Origin of the sequence: Candidatus Poriferisodalis sp., assembly GCF_965221945.1 — a bacterium.
Classification (GTDB): Bacteria; Actinomycetota; Acidimicrobiia; order Acidimicrobiales; family Poriferisodalaceae; genus Poriferisodalis.
The window spans coordinates 2,761,936-2,787,900 of the sequence record NZ_OZ244925.1; the positions used below are offsets into that span (position 1 = coordinate 2,761,936).

Here is a 25,965-nt window from a genome sequence, read left to right on the forward strand (position 1 = left end):
CCCTGAAACTGCGGATGCTTTCATTGCAGATATGCATCGTTGCAGGTCAGAGGGGCTTTTCCGCGGACCCGGACAAACCACTCCGCCCGGCTCGTGAATAATCAGGGCTAGCTGAGCACATTGAGCAGGTGCTCGGGCTCGACGCATCTGAGCGTTCTCGATTGGAAGCTCATTTTGTCTTGCTTACGTCAAGCAAGCCCAGCATGGCGGGGCTGAAGCGCAAGGTAGAAGCTCTCTCCCGCGGTGAGCGAACGGCCGTCGGCAGTTTCCTTATCGACATCGCTGCAGCAGACGGCGTCGTCAGTCCCGAAGAGATCTCGACGATCACAAAGATCTTCCGCTTGCTGGAATTGGACGAGGCTGACGTGTACGGCCAGGTGCACGCGCTCGCCACGGGCGATCCAGGCCCGGTGACCGTGCGGGAGTCATCGCCGACTACTCGCTGGGCCATTCCGGAACCTGCAGCTACTTCGCAACCTGGTGCGGTTCGACTCGACCATGCCAAGGTGCAGGCTCGCTTAGCCGAGACTGCGCATGTCGCCGCGCTATTGACAGACATCTTCGCCGACGACGACGTCCCGCCAGCGTCGTCAGGCGGCCAATCCGCGGCATCGCCAAGATCGCAAGGCCTGCCGCCCTCTGAACTGGCGGCGGTGTCGAGTATCGACGGACTCGATGAAATTCACTCTGCGCTAGCCACAGCGCTCGCACAGCAATCCGAATGGCAACGCTTCGCTGTCGAGGACTTGGCCACCTCGTTGGGTCTACCGCTCCTTGATGGCGCTATCGACGTCATCAACGAGGCCGCAATGGACCTTTGCGGCGAACCGCTCATCGACGGCGACGATCCACTCGGAATCAACCCCTACGCCCTCGAGGAGGTGCTGTGACCTCTGCGAAACCTTCAGGTGATCGAGTTCGCCCCCGCGAACGTGATGCTGTCATCCAGTCGCTGCGAGCTGGTGTTGTGCCGCGCGTCGGCCAGCAGCACATTCAGGTTGGTCGCGCCAACGAAATCTCAGCTCTTGTCACCGATATCGACCGCATCAGCGATGGCGGTTCTGCAATTCGGTTCGTCATCGGGGAGTACGGCGCTGGCAAGTCGTTCTTCTTGAACTTGGTGCGCTCAATCGCTCTCGAACGCAAGCTCGTCACCGTCCATGCCGATCTGTCGCCCGATCGCCGCCTACACGCAACTGGCGGCCAAGCCCGAAGTCTGTACTCGGAACTCATGCGCAACCTCTCGACGCGCGCGAAGCCTGACGGAGGGGCGATGCCCTCAGTCGTTGAACGCTTCATCAGCGAGAGCCTCGTGCTCGCGCGCTCACGAGATGTGAGTCCCGAGGCCGTGATCCGTGAACGACTGTCCAATTTGCAAGAACTGACCGGCGGTTACGACTTCGCCGAGATCATCGCCGCCTATTGGCGGGCCCACGAGAACGGCAGCGAACAGCTGAGCGCTGATGTTGTCCGATGGTTGCGCGGCGAGTTCTCAACCCGCACGGACGCTCGCGCTGCTCTCGGTGTTCGCACGATCGTCGATGACGGAAACTTCTACGATCAACTGAAGCTGTTCGCGCGCTTTGTCCGGATGGCAGGTTTCTCAGGTGTGCTCGTCTGCCTAGACGAGATGGTGAACCTCTACAAGCTGTCGAACACGAAGGCGCGCAACTCCAACTATGAGCAGGTGCTGCGGATCTTGAACGATTGCTTGCAGGGATCTGCTGATGGTCTCGGCTTCGTGATGGGCGGAACCCCGGACATGCTGCTGGACACGCGTCGTGGCATGTACTCATACCCTGCGCTGCAATCCCGGCTTGCCGAGAACACGTTCGCGGCCGGCGGCCTCGTTGACTATTCCGGGCCTGTGCTACGCCTCGCAAACCTCTCCCCTGAAGACATGTACGTGTTGCTTGGCAAGCTGCGACACGTGTTCGCCAGTGGTGAACCGTCTCAGTACCTAGTGCCGGACGATGCCCTAGTAGCTTTCATGAACCACTGCGCTTCGAAAGTGGGCGACGCATACTTCCGCACTCCCAGAAACACGATCAAGGAATTTGTCAACCTGCTCGCCGTGCTGGAGCAGAATCCCGGGGTCAAGTGGTCTGATCTCATCGACCGAGTTGAGGTTGCGGACGAGTTCAATCCCGACCTTGAGCCAATCGACGACAGCCACGAGTCGGCCTCTGACTTGTCCTCAGGCTCGTCAAACGAGCTTCACCCGCGGACACCACCGGTGCAACCGAACGTGAGCACCGACGATGACGAACTCACCAACCTCAAGCTCTGAAGGACGAGCGTCCTCTGCGTTTGAACGCCTTCACCCCAAATTGCAGCGGTGGGTCTACGACCGAAGCTGGACCTCACTGCATGAGGCCCAAGAACGAGCGATTGAGCCGATTCTCGCGGGTGAGTGCGACGTAGTCATCGCCGCGGCAACGGCTGCGGGCAAGACCGAGGCCGCGTTCCTACCGATTCTGTCGTCGCTTGTCACGGCGTCGGAGGAAATCGAGCGAGAACGACACGATCCATGGACGGCGCACGACCCTTGGACACCGCAGCCGGTCCGTTCAGCCACTGGTGTCCAGGTTCTCTACGTGTCGCCATTGAAGGCGCTGATCAACGATCAGTACGACCGCCTGGATCGACTCTGTGAGCGGGCCGAGATTTCAGTACATCGCTGGCATGGAGATGTCTCGGGGTCATCCAAACAGCGCTTGCTGAAGGAGCCATCAGGTGTCTTGCTGATAACGCCTGAGTCGTTGGAAGCACTCTTCGTGAACCGGGGCACAGCCATTCCCGGCCTGTTCGCTGGCTTGCGCTACGTCGTCATCGACGAGATGCATTCGTTTATCGCTACGCCACGTGGCGCCCAACTGCAATCTCTCTTGCACCGTGTTGCACTCGCAATCCGGAGGCAGCCACCCCGAATAGGCCTCTCGGCGACTCTCGGCGACATGACACTGGCAGCACGGTTCCTGAGTCCCGCCGAGCCAGAACGCGTCAAGGTCATCGAGTGCGACGACGCGGGCGCCGCGATCAAGTTGCAGCTTCGCGGCTTTGTCTCGACCCCGCCATCGATCCCTTCATCCGAGGTTGTTGCACTTGAAGAAGCCGGTCAGGAAGTCCCGGTCGAAGAGACGTTGTCTGGTGACCAGACAGCGATTGCGGACCACCTGTTCCGTGTTCTACGTGGTCAAGACAACTTGATATTCGCAAATGCGCGGAGCGATGTTGAGATCTACGCCGACCTGCTTCGCCGCCGCAGCGAACGTGAGCGGCTTCCGAACGAATTCTGGCCCCATCACGGCAACCTCTCAAAGGAACTACGCGAGAGCGTCGAGGAACTCCTGAAAGATGCCACTCGTTGCACGACCGCCGTTTGCACTTCGACACTTGAGATGGGCATCGACATCGGATCGGTTGCCAGTGTTGCTCAGGTGGGTCCACCACCGTCGGTGGCGGCCCTCCGTCAGCGGCTCGGCCGCTCAGGACGCCGAGATGATGAAGATTCGGTACTGCGCCTGTACGTCAGTGAAGCGCCAGTAGATGAGCGTTCAAGTGTGATCGACGAGTTGCGCTGTTCCGTCGTACAGACCGTCGCGATGGTGCGGCTCATGCTCGACGGGTGGCTCGAGGCTCCGGTTGATCCAGGGCTGAACTACTCGACGCTTGTCCAGCAGGTCTTGTCCATCGTGGCCCAATACGGAGGTGCAAGGGCGGTCGAGATCCACCGGGCTCTATGCGGTCCAGGCCCTTTCGAATTAGTAGACCAAGCGCGATTTGCCGGCCTGCTCCGTTCGATGGCAAGACACGATCTCTTGTCTCAGGCTTCCGATGGTTTGCTCTTACACGGTGTCGCCGGGGAGCGCTTCGTCAACCACTACAGCTTCTACACGGCATTTCAGACGGCATCTGAGTGGCGACTGGTTGCGGGCGGTAGGACCCTCGGCACTATCCCAATTGACCATCCGCTCTATGAGGGCCTCTTGCTCATCTTTGCGGGCCGACGCTGGAGGGTTCTCGGCATTGACCCAGACGCACGTGTCGTCGAGCTCGAGCGGTCCAGCGGCGGCACCCCGCCAAGATTCCTGGGGGGCGGCATCGCGGTGTCGGACCGAGTGCGTGCGAAAATGCTCTCCATCTACGAGTCGGGTGACGTACCGCAATGGCTCAACTCAACAGCCCGAGAACTGCTGGCCGAGGGCCGGGCCGTGTTTCACCGACTCGGCTTGCCCGATTCTGCCTTGCTTGTCGAAGGCTCTGATCTGCTGCTGTTGCCGTGGATGGGCGACCGGTCACTCTTCACCGCGGCGATTGCACTGCAGCAGCACGGACGGGAGGCAAGTATCGATGGGCCCATCATCCGGGTTCATCAGACTCGCGTAAAGGAGCTCGCCGACACCCTCGATGAGCTCCTTAGCCAGGGCGCTCCCCAGCCTGAGGAGCTGGCAGCACAGATCCAGAACAACGCGATCGACAAGTGGGACTGGGTGCTAGATGCGACGATGGCGGCCGAGGCTGCAGGTACGCGACAACTCGACGTAACGGCCGGCTGGAACCTGCTAGGCCGAGTCGCTAGCAGTATCGCTGATTCCGCGGATCGTCCAAAGACGAACCGAGGTTCTACAAGACCACAGCACTATGTCAGCCCACTCGATCAGGAGTACTGCGTGGTCGATCTCGAGACAACCGGGTTCAGTCCGCGTCTGGGAGATCGAATCGTCGAAATCGCGGCGGTGCGGATGCGCGGCGACGGGACTGTGTTGTCCGAATGGTCAACGCTCGTCAACCCGTTACGGGACATCGGTGCAACCCATGTCCACGGCATTACGCCGGCTGACCTCGCCGACGCCCCGGTGTTCGAAGAAGTAGTCGGCGACGCGTTACAGGAGCTTCACGGAGCCGTGCTGGTTGCGCACAACCTTTCGTTTGATCTCAGGTTCCTCACCGCCGAGTTTGACCGCGCGGCCGTCAACATCCGAGCATGGCCAGCTCTCTGCACTCTCCGATTAAGTGAACTCGTGGAGCCCTACGCGACACCCCGCAAGCTCGCCAATTGTTGTGACCGTCAAGGCATCGAGATCGCCGACGAGCACCACGCTCTTGCGGATGCCCGAGCGACGGTCGCATTGTTGACGGCCTATTTGCAGCTGGCCGTGGATCGTGGCCACACGTCACTCTCGAGCATTGGCTGCAATCCTGTGGTTTGGCCGAGATCTATCCCCGAGATTCCGCCGTCTGGCAAGTCGAACCCGCGCGGCCGAATCAACCCGCTCCTCTAGTTCCGATTGAGATCGAAAGGGTCGTAGAAGCCCTGCGATAACCGAGAGCGCAGCTATAGCGCTAGATGCTGGGGTTAGCGGGGATGGCCATCTCCAGGCGCGGGGTCAAGTCGATGTTGTGGAAGTTTTGGAGCCTTCGCGATTTTGTGGGATTTGGGCTGCTGGGCTCGGCGGGGTTCATGTTAGGAGGATGCCGCGGGCTTCGAAGTTGGCGTAGTTGGTGAACCCGTGCGCGGTTCTTCGCAGGACTTGGAGCAGGTTGTTGGTTCCCTCGATGCGTCCGTTGCTGGGCCGCCCCGCTTGGTGCCAGTCGAGGATCTGGGCATGCCATGCGAGGAAGGTGTCGACGGTGTCGCTGAACTCGGGCCCGAATTTGACGGGTTGGGGTGCGTGTTGGGCGGGTGTCGGGTTTGTGACCTGCGGGTTTGGGTGCGGCGAGGTTGTTCCGTGATGGTTTTGTAGGGGCGACATTTGCAGCTTGGCGGGAGTGGTGGGTGTTATGCTGCTGGGGTGTTCGTGAAGACGACGAGGCGGCGCAGGGGCGACAAGACGTATGAGTATCTGTCTTTGGTGGAGTCGGTGCGCGACGGCGCGAAGGTCGGGCACCGCACGCTGCTGCGGCTGGGCGAGGCCTCAGCGCTGCGACGCTCGGGCCAGCTCGAGCGCATCGTCGCAGCCTTGGAGGCCCATCTGGAACGCGAACGCGTCGATCCTGGGGCGGTGGAGGCCGAGGGGGCGCCCGCGGCGGGCGGGGTGGCGTGCGCGGCGGCGGTGTGGGAGCGGCTGGGCCTGGGCGGCTGGTTCGCCGAGGCGGGATCGGCGCGCGGCGCCGACCGGCTGGGCGACGCGGTGTTCGCGATGACGGCGAACCGGCTGGTCGCGCCGTGCTCGAAGCGGCGGCTGCCCGAGTGGGCCGCAGCCGACGTGGTCATGCCCGAGGGGTGGTCCGCTCCGTCGCCGGCGCAGTACTACCGGGCGCTGGACGCCGTCGCGGACGTCAAGGACTCGACCGAGGAGTTCCTGTTCGGTCGGCTGTGCGACCTGACCAGCCTGGACCTGCGGTTCGTGTGCTATGACCTGACCTCGACCTATCTGGAGGGCTCCACGGGTCCCTCGGAGCGGTTCGGGTCCAAGGCGTTCGGCTATTCGCGCGACCGGCGCCCGGACCGGCCCCAGGTCGTGATCGGGCTGCTGTGCACCGGCGACGGCGTCCCGATCGCGCACCACGTGTTCGCCGGGAACACCAACGACGCGTCCACGCTGCCCGGCGTGCTCGCCGACCTCACCGAGCGGTTCGCGGTCGGGAGGATCTGCGTGGTCGCGGACCGGGGCCTGGTCTCGGCGGGCAACGTCGCCGCGGTCGCCGACGCCGGCTGCGACCACGTGCTCGCCACCCGCCTGCACCGCGACAAGGCCTGCCGCGAAGCCCTCGAGACCATCGGCGCCGACACCGCCTGGACCGACGTGGCCGCCTGTCGGTGCCGCGCCGCCGAGGCCGTCCTCGCCGACGGCACCCGAGCCATAGTCGTGGAGTCCGACGCCCGCGCCCGACGCGACACGCGGCGCACAGCCGAGCTCGTCGCCCGCGCCGAAGCCGGCCTGGTCGCCCTCGAACACAGAGTCCGGGCCGGACGGCTCGCAGACCCCGCCCTGATCGGACGCGCCGCGCAGCGCGTCCTGGGGCCCAGCGGCGTCGCCGCCCTGTTCGACCTCGAGATCGCGCCCGGCCGGTTCGTCTACCACTACGACGAACACGCTCACGCCTACGAGAGACTCCTCGCCGGCCGCTACGTGCTCACCACCAGCCTTGACGCCCAACAGGCCCCCACCGCACGCGTCGTCGCCGCCTACCGTCAGCTCGCCGACGTCGAAGACCGGTTCCGGACCCTCAAGGACTTCCTGCGGCTGCGCCCCATACGGCACTGGACCGAAAACGCGTCCGCGGCCACATCGCCGTGTGCGTCTACGCCGCTTTGGCCGAGACCCTCATCTCACGCGACCTCCAAACAGCCCACATCGCCGACCCCGACCAGCCCGACCAGCACCTCACCGCCGCCCGAGCCCTGCGAGAACTCGACCGCATACGCCAAGTCCGCCTCACCGCCCACGACAAGCACATCACCCTCACCACCCGCCGCAGCCCCCTCCAAAACCAGATCCTCGCCGCCACCCACACCCCCACACGCACCTGGGACAAAGCCCGCATCCACTAACGCGTACCCCCTCCCCAGAACCGATGTAGTGGAAACACCAACCCGCGCGCCCCCACTGACCTGCCAAAACGCAAAACACCCGTCAAACTCGGGTCGGGCCGGCGCATGAGCAAGAACCTGGCCCGGAACACCTCGGGGTCGAACGCAGGCTTTGAGCCCTCGGGCCGGCGCTGGACATCGCGGCGCACCGCGGTCAGGCCCGCAGCGAACCAGCGGATCACATGGAAGCGGTCCAGCACATGGCGGGCGTGCCCGAGCCGGGCCTCGATGGCTGCCTTGTATGCCGCCGAGCCGTCCGAGACGACGACCTTCACGCCCTTGCACCAGCGATGCCCCTGAGCGGCCAAGAACGTGCTGAGCGCTTGGCTGCTGCGGTGGGGCACCATCGCGAGCACCTCGCCGGTGTCGCCGTTCACCAGCACCGTCACATAGCGGTGCCGCTTGCGGATCGAGGTCTCATCGACCAGCAGCACCCGGCACCGCCGCCGCCGGCGATGATCGGCGACCAGACCCGCCCAAGCGACCACCAACGCGTTCACCAGCCCCCAGCTCACCCCATGACGACGCGCCGCCGTATTGACCGGCATCGAACGGGCATCGGCCACCAGCCGGCGAGCCAGACGCGCCGTGACACGGCCCTCGAACGCCCGATGGTCCTCCACGAAGCGCCGGTCGCAGACATCGCACACCATCCGGCGCCGCCCCCACAACAACAGCACCGGCCGCCCCGACACCTCCAAGTCCCGGATCTCGCGCTCGCGACGGTCGTGACAGCGCCCGCTGGGCGTCCCGCAATCCGGGCACCTCGGACGAGACACCGTCGACACCACCCGCACCGCCAGCCGCTCAGGCGCGTCCACCACCACCTCCAGCACTTTGATGCACCGCAGCCACAGCCGCACCGACACAGCATCACTCGCCATCGAGGCCCTCCAGGGTTCGGCGTCGCAAACACCGATCCCAGCAGGGCCTCGACCCCTACAAACGGACCCTCAACCCGCCGTCATCCCACCAAAACGCGAAGGGCCAAGTTTTGGAGCTGCTCGATCGTCTCCGCGTAGCGCTCTCGCTTTCTGGCCTCGCGCTCTGGAGCACGCTCAGCGAACTCGGGCATGACTTCCCGGGCGAACAGCTCCATTGACTCGCAAATGTCCTCGTGGCGGTTCCGGCCCGCCTGGCTCACGAAGATCAGCTCATCCACCCCGGCGTCTTCGTAGGCGCGCACGAAGTCGCGGATCTGATCGGGCGTGCCGATGCAGCCCCGCAGCGAGTCCAGCCCGCCTTCCTCGATGCCCGTGCCGTCGTCAGCCCTGGCCTCGTCGACCTGGGCGTTCAGCTTCTCGAAGCCCATCTCGGCACGGTTCTGCTCGAACTCGGTCCAGATGTCGGTGCGCCCCGGCGTGTGGGTGCCGAATTGGTAGTAGTGCAGCAGCGAGTAGGCAAAGAAGTGGAAACCATCGAGACCCCGGTCCAGCGCCGTCTGCTCGTCCGGGTGGCACATGAAGCCCGTCGTCACGGCGATGTTCGGGTTCGGCGCCAAGCCCACCGGGTCGGTGCAGGCCTCGAACGCCGCGTAGTAGTCGGCCACCCACTGCTTCGCTTCGTCGGGGTTGATGAACGCGAAGCTCAGCGCCCCGATGCCGCGGCTGCCCGCCATCAGGATCGTGTCGCGCTGGCTGCACGCCACCCAGATCGGCGGGTGCGGGCGCTGGGTGGGCTTGGGCACCACATTGCGGGCCGGCATCGAGAAGAACTTGCCGGTGTGCCCTTCGTACGGCGTCTGCGACATCATCTTGGCGATCTCGGGGACCGCCTCTTCCCACATCGAGCGCTTGTCGGCCCGCTCGATCTCGAAGCCCAGCAGCTCCATGTCGCTCGACGTCTCGCCGGTGCCGAACTCCACGCGACCATTCGAGATGATGTCGAGCGTCGAGATGCGCTCGGCGACCCTTGCCGGATGGTTGTAGCCAGGCAGCACCGGCACGATGCCGTGGCCGATGTGGATGTTCTGCGTGGTCGCGGCGCACGCGGCCAAGAACACTTCGGGCGCGGAAGAGTGCGAGTACTCCTCCAAGAAGTGGTGCTCCACCTCCCACACCGTGTTGAAGCCGAGCTTGTCGGCGAGTTGCATCTGTTCGAGGGCCTCATGGACCACCCGCGCCTCTGCCTCGTCATCCCACGGGCGCGGCAATTGATGCTCGTAGAAAATGCTGAAACGCATGGCGATTCCCTGTGTCTTCTTGGAGGTTGTGGGCCGTTGGGCTGATCAGCCAGCAGCGGCGACGCTGGCGAGCGCAGAATCCACGATGCGGTTGCCTCGCGGATCGCCCGTGATGGTGCCCACCATGCTGTTCATCACGTAGGCAACCGACGCCCGCACATCGAAGTCGACCAGGGCGATCGATCCGCCCCAGCCGCCCCAGAACATGTGGTTCGGGTTAGGAGAGGTCACCCAGCCTTCGAGGTCCCGGGCGAATCCGATGCCGTGGCGCAACCGCATGTACAGCACGTCGTCGACGTTGTCGATCTGCTCTTCGAGCGCCTTGCGAGCCCCGGCTTCGGACATGATCCGGATGCCGTCGACCTCGCCGCCGCACGCCAGCATCGAATGGATCCGGGCGATCGAGCGGGCATTGCCGATGCCGCCCGCGGCGGGGATCTCGGCGTCCCGCCATTCCCTGGTCTGCGGCTCGGTGGCATCGAGCAGGCAGCTCATCAGCGTCTGGGCGCAGACCGAGTCGGGCTCGACCTTGATCCCGTTCATCTCGAGATCCCCCGGCAATATGACAGGCGGAATCAGCTCGCCCATCCGGTGGTCTTCTGAGGCCGGCAGGCTCATATGGAAGTCGGCACCCAACGGCTCGGCGATCTCGTCGCGGAACCAGTCAGCCATGCGCTTGCCGGTGATGCGGTACATGATCTCGCCCTCGAGGTTGCCCTGGGTGACGGCGTGATAGCCCGACTTGGTGCCCGGCTTCCACCACAGCTCCTGGGCTGCGAGCTGGGCGGCGATGGCGTCGAGGTCGTACAGATTGGCGGCCGTCACCGGCGGCACGTACCCGGGCAGCCCCGCTGTGTGCGACATGACGTGGCGGACCAGCACGCCCTCTTTGCCATTCTGTGCGAACTCCGGCCAGTACTGGCACACGGGTGCGTCGAAATCCAGTTCGCCCCGGTCGGCGAGCGCCAGCATCGCTGTTGCCGCCATGGTCTTGGTCGTCGAGTACACGTTGACGATCGTGTCCCGCTCCCACGGTTCGCCATTCGGTCCAGCGTCACCGGCCCAGATATCCACGACGGACTCGCCGTCAACCGTCACGGCTGCAGCTGCACCAACTTCAAGACCTTCGGCAAAGTTCTGCTCGAAGGCGTCTCGGACCGCCTCGAAGCCTGCTTTGCACGTCCCGTGGATCTCCACGGCCTGCCCCCTTTGCAGTGCCGAGCCACCGGGCCGGCACATCGGTGGCACATCATTGCAGTCGCGCAATGTGGTTGCCCACGCCGGGTCTCAGCCGAAAGGGCGCCGTCGAGCACGTGACGATGACGGGTTTCAGTTGGTGGGCGCAGTGATCGGCGGGGCAACACCGAAGTCGGCCCAACTTGTGCTGACACTGAACGAACCGGTGCCGTCGATGAAGGCGCTGTAGCTGGCCCTCCGGATCAGGTTGTCGCCGTCCACCCAGACATCGAGCTGGATGCTGTCGAGTTGTTCGGTCGGCTGCTGGTTCGTCATCATCATGAACATGCCAAGCGACATTCCGAATCCCGCCCCGGCACCGGCGGGCGTGGTGTGGGTGCGGTAGTGAGCCACATCGACCCCACCGAATTCCTCGTCGCCAACTTCAATGAAGTCGTAGAGACCACCGAGGTCGTCGATTGCGACGCCGAACGTCAAGTTCGACTGGATGGATGCACCCGGGCTCCCTGTTCCGGAATCGACCGCAATGGGGCCGTCCCATGGCCCATCCGCCACCGAGCGGTACGCCTGGCCGTCGACGAAGACCTCGGCATAGGTATCCATCTGTGGGATGCCCATGTCCTCCAAGGCGGGGCCAGGAGTCACTTGGTACTCGACATTCCCGTCCGAGAATGTCGTCTCGATGGTCAACTCCCACGGTTCAGCAAAGTCGTCGAAGTCGAACGTGACCGTCGTTCGCGAGGTTGCCGAGTCGCTCACCTGGATCGTGGTCTCGACGGCTTGGTGCACCGCAGCAGTCGCGTCGCGGCCGGTGCCTGTGTCGTAGATGACGATCGTCGTCGCTGCTACGAGTGCGATTACGACGGCTGCAGCAGCGGCATTGATCCACCGCTGACGAGCGGGCGATCCGAACGGGGACACGCTACGAAGCGCTCGAACGGGCGGTGGTGCCTCTGCGGTGTCCGCCAGGATTCTCTCCAACGTCCGCTTCGGATCCGGATCGGTCACCGATGCGAGCGAGTCGACGTTGACCGGGTTGGCTCGGCGCAGCTCATCGAGCAGATCGTCGTGGATATCGGTGCCGGTCATTGCGCCTTCCTTGCCGAATCGTCGTCGGGCCGCTCTGGCTGATGCTCATCGGGTCGTTCTCTTGCTGCCTGTCCGCGTCGGCGCAGCTCTTTCACGTTCGATGCGCCGGCCGCCGTGTGCTCAAGGTGCTCGAGGCGCGCCGCGAGCCGCTTGCGAGCCCGGTGGACACGGATCGCCGAGGCGTTGGCCGAGATGCCCAGAACCTGTCCAATCTCGGCATGGCTGAGTTCCTCCCACGCCACGAGCATGAGCACATCGCGATCGGCCTCGGACAGGGAGCCGAGCGCCGTTCGCAGCAGTGTCGAACGGTCGTCAGCGGCATCGGCGACACTGTCGATCGCCTCCGGAGGGTTCGCAATGCGCAGCCGATCGTGCGCCGCTTGGCGCCGCCTGTTCGAGCGTGCGGCGTTGCGGATCATGTTGCGGGCCACACCGAACAGCCACAGCCGTTCGGAGCCGTCGGGAACGTCGTCGCGCCGGCGCCACGCTGTCAAGAACGTGTCGGCGACGACCTCATCGGCGGTTGCGTGGTCCACCCGGCGACGCGCGTACGCGAGCAACGGCCGGTACGTCTCGAAATAGACATCCCGGAACCAGTCCTTGTCGTGGGCACCCAGCATGCAGACAGCCATCATGGCTGTCATGTCCGCGCTCGCCTGACTCTTTCACAATGGCAGCGCAAGGCGGCAGGCATCAAAGGCAGCCAGGCGCAGCGTGACATAGGATCGCCCGAGTTTGCGCCATCCGAGATCACCGAGGGCACCCCGGCGGACATTCGTGCGAACGAGGCCGTCATCGACGCCTACCTTGGTTCCGAGGTCCACACATGAGCCCGCTCACATGAGCCCAGTCACATGAACCCAGGGGAAGCCTCGACCCCGAATGGCAGCGCCGCTACGGCGCCGGCGCTGGACGTACGGAACCTGGTTGCCGGTTGGGGTGGCGTGCCGGCCGTGCGCGACCTGTCCCTGCACGTCCATCCCGGCGAAGTGGTGGCGCTGCTGGGGCCCAACGGCGCCGGCAAGACGACGACGCTGTTGACCATCGCAGGGGTCCTGAAGCCCATCGACGGCGAAATCGATGTGCTCGGCATGCCTCTCGACGGTGCCAGCGCACATCAGGTGGCTCGCAGGGGCGCCGCATTGCTACCCGAGGATCGCGGCATCTTCTTCCAGCTCACCGTGGCGGAGAACCTGCGCCTGCACCGCCACCGTCGCAGCGAAGTGACCGAGGCCGACATCATCGGCTGGTTCCCGGCACTGGACTCACTTCTGGACCGCCGGACGGGACTGCTCTCCGGTGGCGAGCAGCAGATGCTGGCACTGGGCTGCAAGCTCATCGCCGATCCGAAGCTGCTGATGGTGGACGAGATGAGCCTGGGCCTCGCCCCGATCATTGTGGAGCGGCTGCTTCCGGTGGTGCGACGCATTGCCGACGAGACGGGCACGGCGGTGCTGCTGGTGGAGCAGCACGTGCACGCTGCGCTGGCCATCACCGACCGGGCGTACGTGCTGAATCATGGCGAGCTGGCGCTGTCAGGAACTGCCACCGAATTGGCGCAACGGCCCGAAGTGCTCGAAGCCAGCTATCTCGGCGAGCGCACACTCGACCACGAGTAGCGTCGTGGACCTCATGACATCTCGGCTGCCTCGACTATTCGCGCTGCTTCTCGCGTTCAGCCTCACGGCTGCAGCATGTGGCGGCTCCGACGACGGTGGTGCCGCTGACGAACCTGCGGCCACCACGGAACCTGACGTTGGCGCCGACACGACGGACGCCGTCGCCACGACCCCCGACGGCGCCGGCGACGGCGCAGGTGACGGCACGGCAACTGGCGACGCGCCAGGTGACGGCGACGATGACATGCCTGACAGCCCGACTGTCATTGACCGCACTGGAGAGGTCATCCGGGTCGGCTACGTCAACACCGAGGTAGGTGCCATCTCCCTGCCGGAGCTGCGCGTCGGTGGCGAGGTCGCAATCGGGGTCATCAATGCTTCAGGCGGGATCCACGGAGCGATGATCGAGCCGGTCGTCTGCCTCACCGACGGCACACCCGAAGGTGCCATCAACTGCGCCGTGAAGCTCATTGAGGAAGACATTGTCTTGGCCTACATGGGGGTCGAGCTGGCCTCAGAGGCTGCGATCCACCTGTGGCTCGACGCCGGCATCCCCTATGTCTCGTCAAACTCGTGGGGCCCCACCGAGAGAAACAGTCCTGGCGCGTTCCTGCTGCACGCGGCATCCGGGGCCTACGCCGTGGGCCCGGCCAAGACGTTCAAGGATCTGGGCATCGACCACATCGGCGTGATCACCCAGGACTCGCCCACCGGCTTGGACTTCCTGGACAACATCTTCGGGCCCGTCCTCGAACACAACGGGATCGAGATGGAGCGCATCGTGGTCGATTCCTCAGCACCCGATTGGACCGCCGCGATCGCGGCGGCGCAGACGGCGGGCGTCGAAGGACTCATGGGCCATCTGGACGAGTTCGGCTGTATCGGCATGGTCGGATCAGCTGCCGCAAGCGGCTTCGACAAGCCGATCTTCGCCGGCTCATGCACCGTCTATATCAACCTGTTGGGCCCGACCGCATTGGGCACCTACACCCAGGGCGACCAGTGGATTCCGTCGATCCAACAGTTCGCACCGCCCGAGATAGCGGAGCGTCTCGAGGCCTTCAGGGAGGACATGACAGCCGCGGGTTACGCGAACATGATCGACGGCTTCGCTGTGGCCCCGTACTCGGCGTGGCGCGAGCTGGAGTTCATCCTGGAGACCATCGAAGGACCGATCACGGCCGAGTCGATCATTGCGGCCTTTGGCAATGCAGGCGAGACACCCGGCTGGTTCGGTCCCAACCTGCGTTGCGGCCAAGCGCCATGGCCAGCGGAGTCCTCGCACTGCACGTCGGAGATCATGGTCTGGCAGATCCAGGAACGCGATGACGGAACGGTGGGCCGGGTACCGATCGGCGGTGGATTCTTCGACGCCTATTCCTACAGCGGCTTCTAAACGCGAGACGCCACACGCAAGACAGTGCATCCACACATGAGGGGTCGGCCCGACTGAAGTGCAGCAGTACCTCCTCTTCGCAATCGTCGGGCTGGGTTTCGGCAGCATTTACGCGGCGTTGTCGATGGGCGTGGTCATTACGTACCGGGGCACGGGCATCATCAACTTCGCCACCGGCGCGATGGCGATGTGGGGGGCGTACGTCTTCGAGGAGCTGAGCCGCACAGGCGACCTCGTGCTGCCAGTCATCGTCGTTCGGCACCGCGTCAGCCTGGGCGGCAGCTCAGGCTCGGTGCCGTTTCCGGCAGCGATCGTGCTCGCCGTGCTGTCGTGCAGCCTCATCGGCCTGATGGTGCATTTTCTCGTGTTCCGGCCGCTGCGACGCGCCCCGATCCTGGCGCGAGTCGTGGCGTCGGTCGGCGTGCTGTTGGTGATCCAGGCCTTGATCGTGATGCACTTCACAAGCTCGGCTCGCATCGTCAGCCCGATCCTGCCGAACGAACCCGTGAGCTTGGCCGGCATCAACTTCTCACGCGACCGCCTGTGGCTCACCGCCGTCGTGTTGGTGACTGCCGTGTTGGCATGGGCCTGGTATCGCTTTACTCGCCTGGGGCTTGCCACGAGGGCGTCCACCGAGAATGAGCGGGCCATCAGCCTCGCCCGCTACTCGCCGCAGGTCCTCGCCGGCTCGACGTGGGTGCTGTCGAGCACGATCGTCGGCTTCCTCGTCATCTTGACGTCACCGATCGTGACGTTGAATCCCTTGACTTACGTGCTGGCCATTGTGCCGGCGCTCGCCGCTGCGGTCATCGGCCGGTTGTTGTCCATCGCCATCACGGTGACGGCCGCGTTCGGTCTCGGCATCATCCAATCGATCGTCGTCTATCAGACCACCAATCCGTGGTGGCCCGACTGGGCGATCACCGGGCTGTCCCATGCGCTGCCGTTCGGGGTCATCGTGATCGCCCTGTTCGGCTTGGGCCATTCGCTGCCGACCCGAGGTGCGGTCGAAGCTGATCCCCTGCCGGAGGTGGTCCGGCCACGGATGCGCCCGTCAGTGGTGGTGCTGGTTGCGCTGGCGGCAGGCGTGTTGACCGTCGTGACCCACGGCAGTTACCGGCTGGGCGTCATCACCAGCATGATCATGACGATCGTCATGCTGTCGCTGGTGGTGCTGACGGGTCTGGTCGGGCAGATCTCGCTGGCCCAAGCTGCCATCGCCGGGGCTTCAGGCTTCGCGCTCAGCAAGCTGGGCGACTCGATGGGCATACCGTTTCCCATCTCGCCGCTGCTGGCGGCCCTCATGGCGACGGTCTTCGGTGTTCTGGTCGGGATTCCGGCCCTTCGCATCCGGGGTGCGCAGCTGGCCGTCGTCACTTTGTCGGGTGCCGTCGCGCTCGAGGAGTTCGTCTTCCGCAATCCCTCCATCACCGGTTTGTTCGGAAACCCCATTTCGGATCCGTCCTTGTTCGGGATCAACCTGGGGGTGCGCGAGGGGCGAAACTTCGCCCGTTTGGAATTCGGGATCCTCGTGCTCATCGTGGTGACCGTGTGCAGTGTCGTGGTCGGAAACCTTGCCCGAAGCGCCACCGGACGGCGATTCCTGGCAGTGCGATCGAACGAGCGCGCTGGCGCCTCGGTCGGGATCTCGGTTGCCAAGACCAAGCTGCTGGCGTTCGGGATTTCCTCGTTCCTGGCCGGCGTGGGTGGTGCGTTCATCGGCTACAGCCGAGGCCAGCTGTCTGCTGAGAGCTTCGCAGTGCTGGTCGGCCTGAGCTTCTTGGCGCTCGCCTACCTGTGCGGCATTACCAGTGTTGCGGGGGCGATCATCGCCGGGATCTTTGCGCCCCTGGGCATCGGCTACGTCGTGGCCGACCGCGCGGCATCGCTGGGGAGGTGGTACCAGTTCCTGGCTGGCATCGGACTGGTGCTGACCGCGATCTTCTTCCCCGAAGGCGTCGCCGGTGCATACCGCCAGAACCTCGCAAAGTTCAGGGCCATGCGTTCCGCGAGGCGTGCCGTCAGGGCCGTCCGTGAAGGCGGCAGCAGCGCGGCTGAGCTCCCCGCCGCCGCCCCGACCCTCGTCGATGCTGCCGCTCTTGTGCCAGACGACGAGCGCCCGGCGCGGCCGTTGAGCTTCGATGCGGCACCGACGGTGCTCACCGTCGAAAACCTCACGGTTCGATTCAGCGGTCTGAAGGCTGTGGATGGGGCATCGCTACGTATCCGTGAGGGCCAGATCGTGGGGCTGATCGGGCCGAACGGCGCTGGCAAGACAACCTTGGTCGACGCACTGACAGGTTTTGTCCCTTCGCAAGGGCGTGTCACCTTCGGCGGGCAGGAACTGGCCCACCAAGCGCCGCACCAGCGAGCGCGACTTGGCCTGACGCGGACGTGGCAGTCGCTCGAGTTGTTCGGCGACCTGTCAGTGCGCGAGAACGTTCAGGTCGCAGCCGAGCGGTCGTCGATCCGTGCCGTGCTAGCCGACATGGTGGTGCCGACGCGACCCGCAGACGAGTCGCGGGTGGACGAGGCGCTGGAACTCGTGGGTCTGGTCGGTGACGCCGAGGCGCGGCCCCAGAACCTGCCGCTCGGTCGCCAGAAGCTTGTCGGTGTCGCACGGGCGCTGGCTCCGGGGCCCCGCGTTGTGCTGGCCGATGAGCCTGCCGCCGGCCTGACCAACACCGAGAGCAGGGCGCTGGGCCGCCGGCTGACCGACGTGGCGTCGGGCGGCGTGTCGATCCTGTTGATCGACCACGACATGGGCCTCGTGCTGGAAGTCTGCGACTACATCTACGTGCTCGAATTCGGCCAGATCATCGCACAGGGCACACCGGCGGAGATCCGGGTCAACGAGGCCGTCGTCGATGCCTACCTCGGCTCAGGGGCCCATGCCTGAGCCGCAGCGAGGAGCACGCGTAGCGGCTACTGGCGTGCGGCAGCCAGCGCGGCGTGGACGCGGGCTGGGCTGAGCGGCAAGTCGTCGATGGTGATGCCGTAGGGGGCGAGCGCGTCGCACACGGCGTTGGCGATTGCGGCGTACGGGCCGAGCGTGCCGCCCTCGCCCACGCCGCGGATGCCGTTGAGGTTGTGGGCGGGATCGGCGATGTGGCCGAGCTCGATCGGCGGCACACGGTCTGCTGAGATCGCCAGATAGTCCATGAACGTGCCCGACAGCAGCTGCCCGTTGCCGTCGTACACAAAGTGCTCGTACAGCGCCCCGCCCACGCCCTGGACGATGGCACCTTGGACCTGGCCGTCCACGATCATCGGGTTGATCGTCCGCCCGGTGTCCTCCACGCACACGATCCGCTGCACATCCACTTCGCCGGTGTCGGGATCCACCTCGACGATGGCGGCCTGGGCGCCCGCGGCGAAGGTGCCGGTGATCGGGTCGTAAAAGCGGGAGGCTTCGAGGCCCGGTTCGGTGCCGGGTGGCAGGCGCTGCGGCTCGAAGTAGGCGACGCGAGCCACCTCAGCCACCGTCACGCCGACCGCTGGCGCATCAGCCGTGTGGATCAGGCCGTCGTCAATGGTCAACCACTCCGGCTCGGCTTCGAGCAGGTGCGCGGCGATGGTGAGCATCTTGGCTCGCACGGTGCGGGCCGCCAGGGTCGCGGCCCCCGAGCCGATGACTCCCTGGCGGCTGGCGAATGCTCCCAGCCCGAAGGAGATCCGATCGGTATCACCCATCTCTACGGACACGTCGTCGACGTCGATGCCCAATTCGGCTGCCACCACCTGGGCCATCGTGGTCTCGAGACCCTGGCCTTGGGAGGTCACACCCATCGCAGCGGTGACCGCACCGGTGGGGTCGATGCGCACGCTGGCCGACTCGTGGCCGGTGCGGAACGGCAGCCGCGGCCCCGCGGATGCCTTCTGGCCCAGACCGGTCAGCTCGTTGTAGCAAGCGAAACCGATGCCGAGCAGCCGGCCGTCGCCGCCTGGTGCCGTAGACGCCCGCTGCAGAGCGCGGAACTCGTCGTAACCCACACGCTCGACGACTCCTTCGAGACAGTCGAGGTAGGTGCGCGAGTCGTGCACCAGCCGGGTGGGTGCGACATAGGGCAGGTCGTCGGGTGCCACCAGGTTCTTGCGGCGGATGTCGAGCGGGTCGAGGCCCAGCGCCGCGGCAGCGTCGTCGAGCAGGCGTTCCATGACGAAGACCGTGGCGGGCCGCGCCACACCTCGATAGGGGCCCGTCGGCGTGGTGTTGGTCGCGACACCCAGCACGTTGCAGCGGTAGTGGCCGAGCTTGTAGGGCCCGGTCAGGAGCCCGCCCGCCATGAGCGGCTCGACTCCTGCGGTCCACGGCGGCGCGCTATATGCACCCACGTTGGCGTGCAGCACCGCGTCAACGGCAATGAGCGTCCCGTCAGGATCAAAGCCGGCCCGCACCGTGTAGTGGTGGTCGCGTGCGTGCAGCGCAGTCAGCAGATGTTCCGAGCGCGTCTCGATCCAGCCGATTGGGCGTCCGAGCCGTCGCGCCAGCTGTGCAATCGCCAGATCTTCGGGATACAGCACCGCCTTGATGCCGAAGCCACCGCCCACGTCGCCGACCAGCAACTGCACCGCGCTGTCGGGCACACCCAGCACCTTCGCGATGCCGTTGCGGTGAAGGTGCGGGACCTGCGAGGTCGCGTGCAGCGTCAGCTTGGTCCGATCGCTGCTCCAGCGCGCCACCGCGCCGCGGCCTTCGATCGGTGTCCCGCCGTGGCGGTTCGTGCGGTACTCCCGCTCGATCACCAGGTGCGCCTCGGCGAGTGCTCGGTCGACTTCGCCGGCGTCGAACAGCCTCGTGACAATGAGATTGTCGGGAGCGAGGTCGTGCACCGGATGGGCCGGATCGGCGGCCGCAGCGACCGCGTCGACGTGGCAGGTCAGCTCGGCGTAGGTGACGTCCACCAGTTCTGCGGCGTCGGCCGCCAACGCCGCGCTCGCGGCGACGACAGCGGCTACCGCCTCTCCCTGGTAGCGGACCTTCTGCGCCGCCAGCACCGGCTGGGGCGTGGCGACGTGGGTCCGCAGCGCTGACTCGGCCACCAGCGCCATGGGGGCAAAGTCCGGGTCGGAACCGGTCGCGATGTCGACCACGCCGGGGGCGTCGAGTGCCGCGGAGGTGTCGATGCTCACGATGCGGGCGTGTGCGACCGGGCTGCGCACGAACGCGACCGCGAGCTGTCCGTCGTAGCGGACGTTCGCGATATAGCGGCCCCGGCCCCGCAGCAGTCGCGGATCCTCTCGCCGCGGGATCGACTGGCCGAATGGGTCACCCTCAGTCGGCGCTGTCTCGTCCAGTCGAAACGGCTCGTCTGCCACGCTTTTTTCTCCTCGACCGACGTCCGACCGGCTGCGCGGGCGCGAGCCGGGTAGACGAAATGGGTCGTCTAGACCATTGAGTAGCCGCCGTTGACCGAGATGGTCTGGCCGGTCGTCCAACCCGACAGCGGCGAGGCCAGCAGCAGCACCATCGGCGGCACGTCGCCGGGTACGCCGACCCGGCGCAGCGGGTACATCTTGGCGATGCGGGCCATGCGCTCGTCGTCGGCATTGCCGGTGTGATGGGCGAATCGCTCCGAGCGCACCAAGCCGAGCGACACCGTGTTCGCTCGGATCCCGTTCCGACCGAATTCCTTGGCCACCGACTTCATCAGGCCCATGGTGGATGCCCGTGTCGTGGCCACGGCCGCCAGGCGGCTTTCGCCCACCCGACCCGAGTCGCCCATGAGCGACACGATCGATCCTGCAATGTCGGCAGCGACCATGTGCCGCACGACTGCCTGGGTCATCCGCATCATGCCCATGACGGTGACGTCGACCATGCGCTGGAGCTCGTCAGGGTCAATGTCGATGAACGGTCCCGTGTCGGTGTACGCGGCGTTGTTGACCAGCACGTCAATGCCGCCGAATTCGCTCACGACCTCGTCAACCGTGCGCTCGACGTCTTCCTGGCTGGTGACATCGCACCGCACGGCGAGCGCCGCCCGGCCGGCTTCCTGTGCTGCGGCGGCGCCCTTCTCGGCCCCTTCGCTCGACGCGTGGTAGGCGAAGGCGACGTTGGCGCCCTCGTCGGCGAACGCAGCAGCGATGGCCAGGCCGAGTCCCTGGCCTGCGCCTGTCACCAGGACATTCTTGCCTGCCAACTGCAAATCCATCACGTGCTCCGTTTTTCTCCGGCCGTCGGGGCCGAACCGCTGCGCCAGTCTGCCCCGGCAGGAACGTGAGCGCCCGCGAACCTTGAGGCCGTACTGGTGCGACGGCAAAGAACTCTGCCCCGGCCGGAACGTGAGCGCCCGCGAACCCTGAGGCCGTACGGGTGCGACGGCAACAAGCTCTGCCCCGGCCGGAACGTGAGCGCCCGCGAACCCTGAGGCCGTACGGGTGCGACGGCAAGAAGCTCTGCCCCGGCGAAAGCACCGGCTGCCCGCAAACCCGGTGCAGCGGTTCTCGGGGTCACAGCTATGGTGGCACCATGGCATACAAGCCGGTGGAATACCACCCTGCTTTCGAGGAGTACTCCGAGACGGTGTACGAGCTGGAAGAGGACGGCGTCGAGGTCATCCAGGCCCGCATTGCCGAGCGGCTTGAAGTCTCGCGGCCCGCGGTGTCCGAGATGATCCGGCGCATGCAGCGTGAAGGCCTCGTCAAGGTCGACGACGATGCCCACATCACCCTCACCGACGAGGGCCAGCAGATCGCCACGACGGTCGTGCGCCGGCACCGGCTGGCCGAGCGGTTCCTGACCGACATCTTGAAGCTGAGCTGGGCCGATGCCCATCACGAAGCGGGCCGCTGGGAGCACGTGATCTCTCCTGTCGTGGAGCGGGCGATGATGCACGTGCTCAACGACCCGAACACCTGCCCGCACGGCAATCCCATCCCCGGCTCCGACTACGTCGCGCCGGTCAATGCGAAGCCGCTCGCCGACGTCGGGCCGACCGGTGGTTTCATCGTGCAACGCATTCCCGAGGAACTCGAATTCGAACCCGGACAGCTGGAATTCCTGGAGCAGTCGGGGCTGATGCCGGGCCGCACAGGCACGCTCATGTCAGTGTCGCCCGACGGCACGGCCACGGTGGAGATGGTTGAGGGCACCGTGGGCGTCAGCGCCTACACCGCAGCCCGCATTCTCGTCACCGCGAACGCCTGAACAGCAGCGGAACGCCTGAACAGCAGCGGAACGCCTGAACAGCAGCGGAACGCCTGAGCAGCAGCGGAACGCCTGAGCAGCAGCGGAACGCTCGACCACCAGCGCGAACGTCCGACCAGCGGCAGCGCGAACGCCTGCGCAGCAGACAGATCGAGCGCCGGTCGAGTGATGCTCCGATGCCGGTACTTGGGTGTCGGTGCTTGTGCGCGCCGCGTTAGCGGTGCCTAACATTGAGCATCAAGGTTGCGTGTACCGCTCGCAGGCGCCCGCTTGCGCAGAACTGGAGATCGTTGCTTCGATGATCATCTGCCAGTGTCTCGCCACGAACGAGGCCGCTATCCGGCACCTCGTTGCACAGGGCGCAACGACAGCGCTCGAAATAGGTGCAGCGTGCGGTGCCGGCACCGATTGCGGCAGCTGCGTTGGCATGATCCGCGCCGTGCTCGAACAGTGCAGGCTTGAGTTGATGGATCCCGAGCACACGGCGGTTCACTCGATCGCTTTCGACACCATCGCCGTCGGCGTCTAGCACTGCGTCAAGCGACGCATCTGCCGGCGACGATGTGTCGCTGCGCTGCATCAAGGCGGCGCTCTCGGGACGCACGTGGCGTCGGGGTCGGTGCGAGGTTCGGTGGTCCATCGGCTGGTGGTGGGGTGCCGGAGGAGGCGTTGGTTGTTCTTGTGGAGATCGTTGTGGCAGTCCCCGCAGAGGGCGGCGAGGTTGTCGTGGTCGGTGTTGCCGTTGTCGGCGTGCCATTCGTCGATGTGGTGGAACTTGCAGCGGTGCATGGGGGCTCGGCACAGCACGCAGCCGCGGTCTCGTATCGCTATGGCGAGCTGCTGGGCGATGCTGGCGTGTCGGCGGCCGCGCCCCAGCCACAGCACCTGTCCAGGTCCACCAAAGATCGCGCCGCTGATGCGCGTGTCCGGCGACAGGTTGTTCAAGATCTCTGGCGGGACGGGTCCGGTGCCGAGCACTTCACAGAGCCCGTCGGGTTTGGTGCCGTCGATGACGCCGATGTCGGCGATGATCACGAGCTGGTTGGGTGCTTGTGAGGGCCGCCACCGCTCAACCGAGCGACCCGCAGTGCCCACAGGCACGACGTCGCCGTCCCCGCCAGGACCGCCGCCGCCGCCCTGGTCACGCTCGGTATCGCTGCGCGGACGGTATTCGGCGTCGCCGTGGGCATCGTGGCTGGCAGCGTCGCCGTGGGCATCGTGGCTGGCAGCGCCGTCGTGGGTCGATTCGGCGTCGCTGTCGGCGTTGTGGGTGGTGTCGCTGTGCGTGCGCTGGGCGCGGGCGGCGGGGTGTCCGATGGTGGCTAGGGCGTTTCGGTCGGTGAGCATCTCGAACACGCTGTCGGCGAGGCGCTGGCGGTTGTCGCGTATCTGGGCTGGGGTGCCGTCGCGTCCGCCGTCTTGGCGCCACAGGGCGTCGTTGTAGTTCTCGACTGCTTGGAGCACCAGTGCGTAGCTGACCGGGTCGAACCGGGCGTTGAGCACGCCCATGCCGGTGGCCTCGTCGACGAACAGCGCCGCGGATCGGTCGCGGCGTTGGCGGTCCAGCACGGTCCGGGCGGCGTCGGGGTCGTGGCGGGCTGCGAAGCTGCGGGCGTCGTGGCGCAGCGTCTCAGGCGAGACCTCCCCAGCGGCGCGCAGCAGCTCTGCGGCGTCGTTGACGGCTTGGGGGCTGGTGCGCCGGGCGGTGTCGGCGAGCACTTCGGCGTGCTCCGCGGTGAACTCGCCCGCGGCGAGGCCGCGTGCCACGTTGGGCATCTGGGCGACCTGTTCGCTGACCTGCACGGTGCGCTTGGCAGCGCGCCCGCTCGCACGTGCCTGGTCGCGCAGCGCCGTGCGGCCCGAGCCGGGACGGGCGGCTTCCAAAGCAGCGGTCGCTCCCAGCAGCAGCGCTTGTGTCGCTGAGCGCAAAAGCCCGGCGGCGGCGATGACCTGGATGAGCGCCTCGCTGTCTGCGTCACCCAACGGCACCCGCGACGCCCCAGCGACCACGTCACGCGCCCCGCACAACACCGACAACACCGACCCGACAGGCGACCCTGGCCCAACCGAAGGCGGTGCTGATTCGACCGACGACGCCGCCCCAAGCGACGACACCGACCCGACAGTCGGTGCCAGCCCAGCCGACACCGCCCCGACAGCGTCGCCCGGCGGCACCGAGCCTGCCGGCATTCCCCCCGCCAAACCGCTGCGAACGTCTGTGCGCTTCATGACAAGAACCATAAGCACACGGTGTGACATCAAAAGCAGCGTCACGACAGCCACGACGGCAGGGCCAGCAGCGGGACCCGGGCCCAACCCACGTCGTCACAGGCCTGGTTCCCTCACCCGCGATCTGCCCACCCAGCACGACACCGCAGCGCAATCTCATGCCAGTCGCGTCACAGCAGGCGCATAGGGTGGTGCCATGCAGGGATCACCCGAGGTCATTGAGTTCTTGAACGAAGCACTGACGGCCGAATTGACGGCCATCAACCAGTACTTCGCAGCCTCGAAGATCGCCGACAACTGGGGTTACGGCCGGCTGGCCTCGAAGTACCACGAAGAATCGATCTCCGAGATGCGCGACGCCGAGAAGCTGATCGAGCGCATCCTGCTGCTCGATGCGCTCCCCAATATGCAGCGCCTGGGAATGGTGATGATCGGTGAGACCGTGCCCGAACAGCTCTCGCTGGATCGACAGCTCGAGGAACACGCCATCGAGCGCTACCGGGCGGGCGTGCGACTGTGCCTGGAAGAGGGCGACGCAGGTACCAGGGAGTTGCTCGAGCACGTGCTCGTAGGCGAGGAAGAGCACCTCGACTGGATCGAGACCCAGCAGAGCCTCATCGAAGACATCGGCGTCGAGCGGTACCTGCTTGCCCAGATCGGCGACGACGACTAAAGCTCGACGCCGACGTTCAGCTCTGGTCGAGCGGTACTTGCTCAGCCAGATCAGCGACGACTGACGCTCCAGCTCGACGCGTCTGTGCCCGTCAGGGACCGAGCAGCGCGGCAGGGATGACGGCGATGCCGTCCCGGCGCCGGTAGGCAATAGGACCGGTCGTGACGACGGCCGCTTCAGCCACGCCGGGACCGAGGGTGCGACGAAACCAGTGCAGGTGGCGCACGTCGTCGTCGGACACGGTGGCGGACAGCTTGGCTTCGATGGCTACGACACGGCCGTCGCGTGCGCGCACGATGAAGTCGATCTCGCGGTCGCCGGATCGACGACGAAGGTGATGCACAGTGGCGCGGGAACGTTGAGCCAAGACCCGAAGGCTGAGAGCGACGAGCGACTCGAACAAGCGGCCGAGCAGAGGTCGCTGGCCGCTCGCCGTCGAGGCCGGCTCTTTGCCCTGCTGCAGGCCGTCCGCGTCGAGACCCAACAGCGCGACGGCCAACGCGGGATCGACGAGATGGTGTTTGGGTCCCGTGGCGAGCTTGGCGAGCCGGTTCGGCGTCGGCGCCCAGGCGGTCAGCGGTTCCAGAACGTGCATCCGTTCGAGCGCATCGATGTAGGGCGCGGTGGCCGACCGACTGGGCTTGTCGCCGTGTCCGCCGGTTGCTGCGTCGCGTATGCGCTCGTAGGAGGCGGTGGTGGCAGTGGCCGCTGCGTACGCAGTCATCCAGCGGCGCAGTCCTTCGGGGTTGCGCAGGGACATGCCCGCGTCAGGGAAGTCGCGGTCGATGATCCGGTCGACATAGCCTGCAAGCGATTCGGAGGCAGCGTCGGGTGACAGGCCCCGAAGCCCCGGCAGGCCGCTCGCGGCGATCTCGGAGACGTAGTCAGCCAGC

At 65.8% G+C, this 25,965-nt stretch carries 21 protein-coding genes; 11 read left to right on the plus strand and 10 right to left on the minus strand.

The genetic code is table 11. The features are described 5' to 3' along the window. Positions 1-128: 128 nt before the first annotated feature. From ACOQPH_RS12865 to ACOQPH_RS12875, 3 genes are read left to right on the plus strand one after another with little or no spacing between them, the layout of a single operon-like run. Positions 129-890: a tellurite resistance TerB C-terminal domain-containing protein gene (locus ACOQPH_RS12865; protein WP_420621779.1), complete on the plus strand. Its 762-nt coding sequence runs from the start codon at positions 129-131 to the stop codon at positions 888-890. Continuing rightward, positions 887-2,290, plus strand: coding sequence for an ATP-binding protein (locus ACOQPH_RS12870; RefSeq protein ID WP_420621780.1), 1,404 nt, complete (start codon positions 887-889; stop codon positions 2,288-2,290). The genes ACOQPH_RS12865 and ACOQPH_RS12870 overlap by 4 nt, the downstream gene beginning before the upstream one ends. Continuing rightward, the gene (locus ACOQPH_RS12875; protein ID WP_420621781.1) at positions 2,262-5,285 is read left to right on the plus strand and encodes a DEAD/DEAH box helicase; all 3,024 of its coding nucleotides are present in this window, start codon (positions 2,262-2,264) and stop codon (positions 5,283-5,285) included. Before ACOQPH_RS12870 ends, ACOQPH_RS12875 begins: the two co-directional genes overlap by 29 nt. Positions 5,286-5,462: 177 nt before the next feature. On the opposite strand, the gene ACOQPH_RS12880 is transcribed toward ACOQPH_RS12875, so the two are convergent. Next, on the minus strand, positions 5,463-5,756 hold the full coding sequence (locus ACOQPH_RS12880; protein WP_420621782.1) for a transposase: 294 nt from the start codon (positions 5,754-5,756) through the stop codon (positions 5,463-5,465). 39 nt (positions 5,757-5,795) lie between these two features. Between ACOQPH_RS12880 and ACOQPH_RS12885 the strand changes: the two genes are divergently transcribed. Next, positions 5,796-7,607, plus strand: coding sequence for an IS1634 family transposase (locus tag ACOQPH_RS12885; RefSeq protein ID WP_420621783.1), 1,812 nt, complete (start codon positions 5,796-5,798; stop codon positions 7,605-7,607). Here ACOQPH_RS12885 and ACOQPH_RS12890 read toward each other — a convergent pair. The 5 genes from ACOQPH_RS12890 to ACOQPH_RS12910 all read right to left on the minus strand — a co-directional run bounded on the left by ACOQPH_RS12890 (position 7,495) and on the right by ACOQPH_RS12910 (position 12,649). Then, positions 7,495-8,421 (minus strand): ISL3 family transposase, encoded by a 927-nt coding sequence (locus tag ACOQPH_RS12890; protein WP_420621784.1) that lies wholly within the window; start codon positions 8,419-8,421, stop codon positions 7,495-7,497. The genes ACOQPH_RS12885 and ACOQPH_RS12890 overlap by 113 nt on opposite strands. 80 nt (positions 8,422-8,501) lie before the next feature. Next, positions 8,502-9,719, minus strand: coding sequence for an LLM class flavin-dependent oxidoreductase (locus tag ACOQPH_RS12895; protein WP_420621785.1), 1,218 nt, complete (start codon positions 9,717-9,719; stop codon positions 8,502-8,504). A gap of 45 nt (positions 9,720-9,764) precedes the next feature. Then, positions 9,765-10,916, minus strand: coding sequence for a serine hydrolase domain-containing protein (locus ACOQPH_RS12900; RefSeq protein WP_420621786.1), 1,152 nt, complete (start codon positions 10,914-10,916; stop codon positions 9,765-9,767). A 132-nt stretch (positions 10,917-11,048) separates the two neighbouring features. Further along, positions 11,049-12,005: a hypothetical protein gene (locus tag ACOQPH_RS12905; RefSeq protein ID WP_420621787.1), complete on the minus strand. Its 957-nt coding sequence runs from the start codon at positions 12,003-12,005 to the stop codon at positions 11,049-11,051. Further along, the gene (locus ACOQPH_RS12910) at positions 12,002-12,649 is read right to left on the minus strand and encodes an RNA polymerase sigma factor (RefSeq protein WP_420621788.1); all 648 of its coding nucleotides are present in this window, start codon (positions 12,647-12,649) and stop codon (positions 12,002-12,004) included. The genes ACOQPH_RS12905 and ACOQPH_RS12910 overlap by 4 nt, the downstream gene beginning before the upstream one ends. Between ACOQPH_RS12910 and ACOQPH_RS12915 the strand changes: the two genes are divergently transcribed. The 4 genes from ACOQPH_RS12915 to ACOQPH_RS12930 are packed head-to-tail and all read left to right on the plus strand — an operon-like array spanning position 12,611 to position 17,919. After that, positions 12,611-12,835 carry a hypothetical protein gene (locus tag ACOQPH_RS12915; protein WP_420621789.1) on the plus strand — a complete coding sequence of 75 codons (225 nt, stop codon included), beginning with the start codon at positions 12,611-12,613 and terminating at the stop codon, positions 12,833-12,835. The two genes, ACOQPH_RS12910 and ACOQPH_RS12915, sit on opposite strands and share 39 nt — an antisense overlap. Positions 12,836-12,859: 24 nt before the next feature. Continuing rightward, positions 12,860-13,624 carry an ABC transporter ATP-binding protein gene (locus ACOQPH_RS12920; protein ID WP_420621790.1) on the plus strand — a complete coding sequence of 255 codons (765 nt, stop codon included), beginning with the start codon at positions 12,860-12,862 and terminating at the stop codon, positions 13,622-13,624. Positions 13,625-13,637: 13 nt separating this feature from the next. Beyond that, positions 13,638-15,020, plus strand: a complete 1,383-nt coding sequence (locus ACOQPH_RS12925; RefSeq protein ID WP_420621791.1) for an ABC transporter substrate-binding protein — start codon at positions 13,638-13,640, stop codon at positions 15,018-15,020. A 58-nt stretch (positions 15,021-15,078) separates the two neighbouring features. Then, the gene (locus ACOQPH_RS12930; RefSeq protein ID WP_420621792.1) at positions 15,079-17,919 is read left to right on the plus strand and encodes an ABC transporter permease subunit; all 2,841 of its coding nucleotides are present in this window, start codon (positions 15,079-15,081) and stop codon (positions 17,917-17,919) included. A gap of 26 nt (positions 17,920-17,945) precedes the next feature. On the opposite strand, the gene ACOQPH_RS12935 is transcribed toward ACOQPH_RS12930, so the two are convergent. Next, complete coding sequence (locus ACOQPH_RS12935; RefSeq protein WP_420621793.1) at positions 17,946-20,339, minus strand: xanthine dehydrogenase family protein molybdopterin-binding subunit; 2,394 nt, start codon at positions 20,337-20,339, stop codon at positions 17,946-17,948. Between the two features lie 68 nt (positions 20,340-20,407). Further along, positions 20,408-21,142 carry an SDR family NAD(P)-dependent oxidoreductase gene (locus ACOQPH_RS12940; RefSeq protein ID WP_420621794.1) on the minus strand — a complete coding sequence of 245 codons (735 nt, stop codon included), beginning with the start codon at positions 21,140-21,142 and terminating at the stop codon, positions 20,408-20,410. A gap of 350 nt (positions 21,143-21,492) precedes the next feature. Here ACOQPH_RS12940 and ACOQPH_RS12945 point away from each other — a divergent pair, with 350 nt between their 5' ends. Then, positions 21,493-22,170 (plus strand): metal-dependent transcriptional regulator, encoded by a 678-nt coding sequence (locus ACOQPH_RS12945; RefSeq protein ID WP_420621795.1) that lies wholly within the window; start codon positions 21,493-21,495, stop codon positions 22,168-22,170. Positions 22,171-22,417: 247 nt separating this feature from the next. Continuing rightward, entirely contained in the window at positions 22,418-22,699 is a 282-nt protein-coding gene (locus ACOQPH_RS12950) for a (2Fe-2S)-binding protein (protein WP_420621796.1), read from the plus strand. Between the two features lie 50 nt (positions 22,700-22,749). On the opposite strand, the gene ACOQPH_RS12955 is transcribed toward ACOQPH_RS12950, so the two are convergent. Continuing rightward, complete coding sequence (locus ACOQPH_RS12955) at positions 22,750-24,399, minus strand: HNH endonuclease (RefSeq protein ID WP_420621797.1); 1,650 nt, start codon at positions 24,397-24,399, stop codon at positions 22,750-22,752. A 196-nt stretch (positions 24,400-24,595) separates the two neighbouring features. Between ACOQPH_RS12955 and bfr the strand changes: the two genes are divergently transcribed. After that, positions 24,596-25,072 (plus strand): bacterioferritin, encoded by a 477-nt coding sequence (gene bfr, locus ACOQPH_RS12960; protein ID WP_420621798.1) that lies wholly within the window; start codon positions 24,596-24,598, stop codon positions 25,070-25,072. 91 nt (positions 25,073-25,163) lie between these two features. Here bfr and ACOQPH_RS12965 read toward each other — a convergent pair whose 3' ends face one another. Further along, positions 25,164-25,832 carry an ATP-binding protein gene (locus ACOQPH_RS12965; RefSeq protein ID WP_420621799.1) on the minus strand — a complete coding sequence of 223 codons (669 nt, stop codon included), beginning with the start codon at positions 25,830-25,832 and terminating at the stop codon, positions 25,164-25,166. Positions 25,833-25,965: the final 133 nt, after the last annotated feature.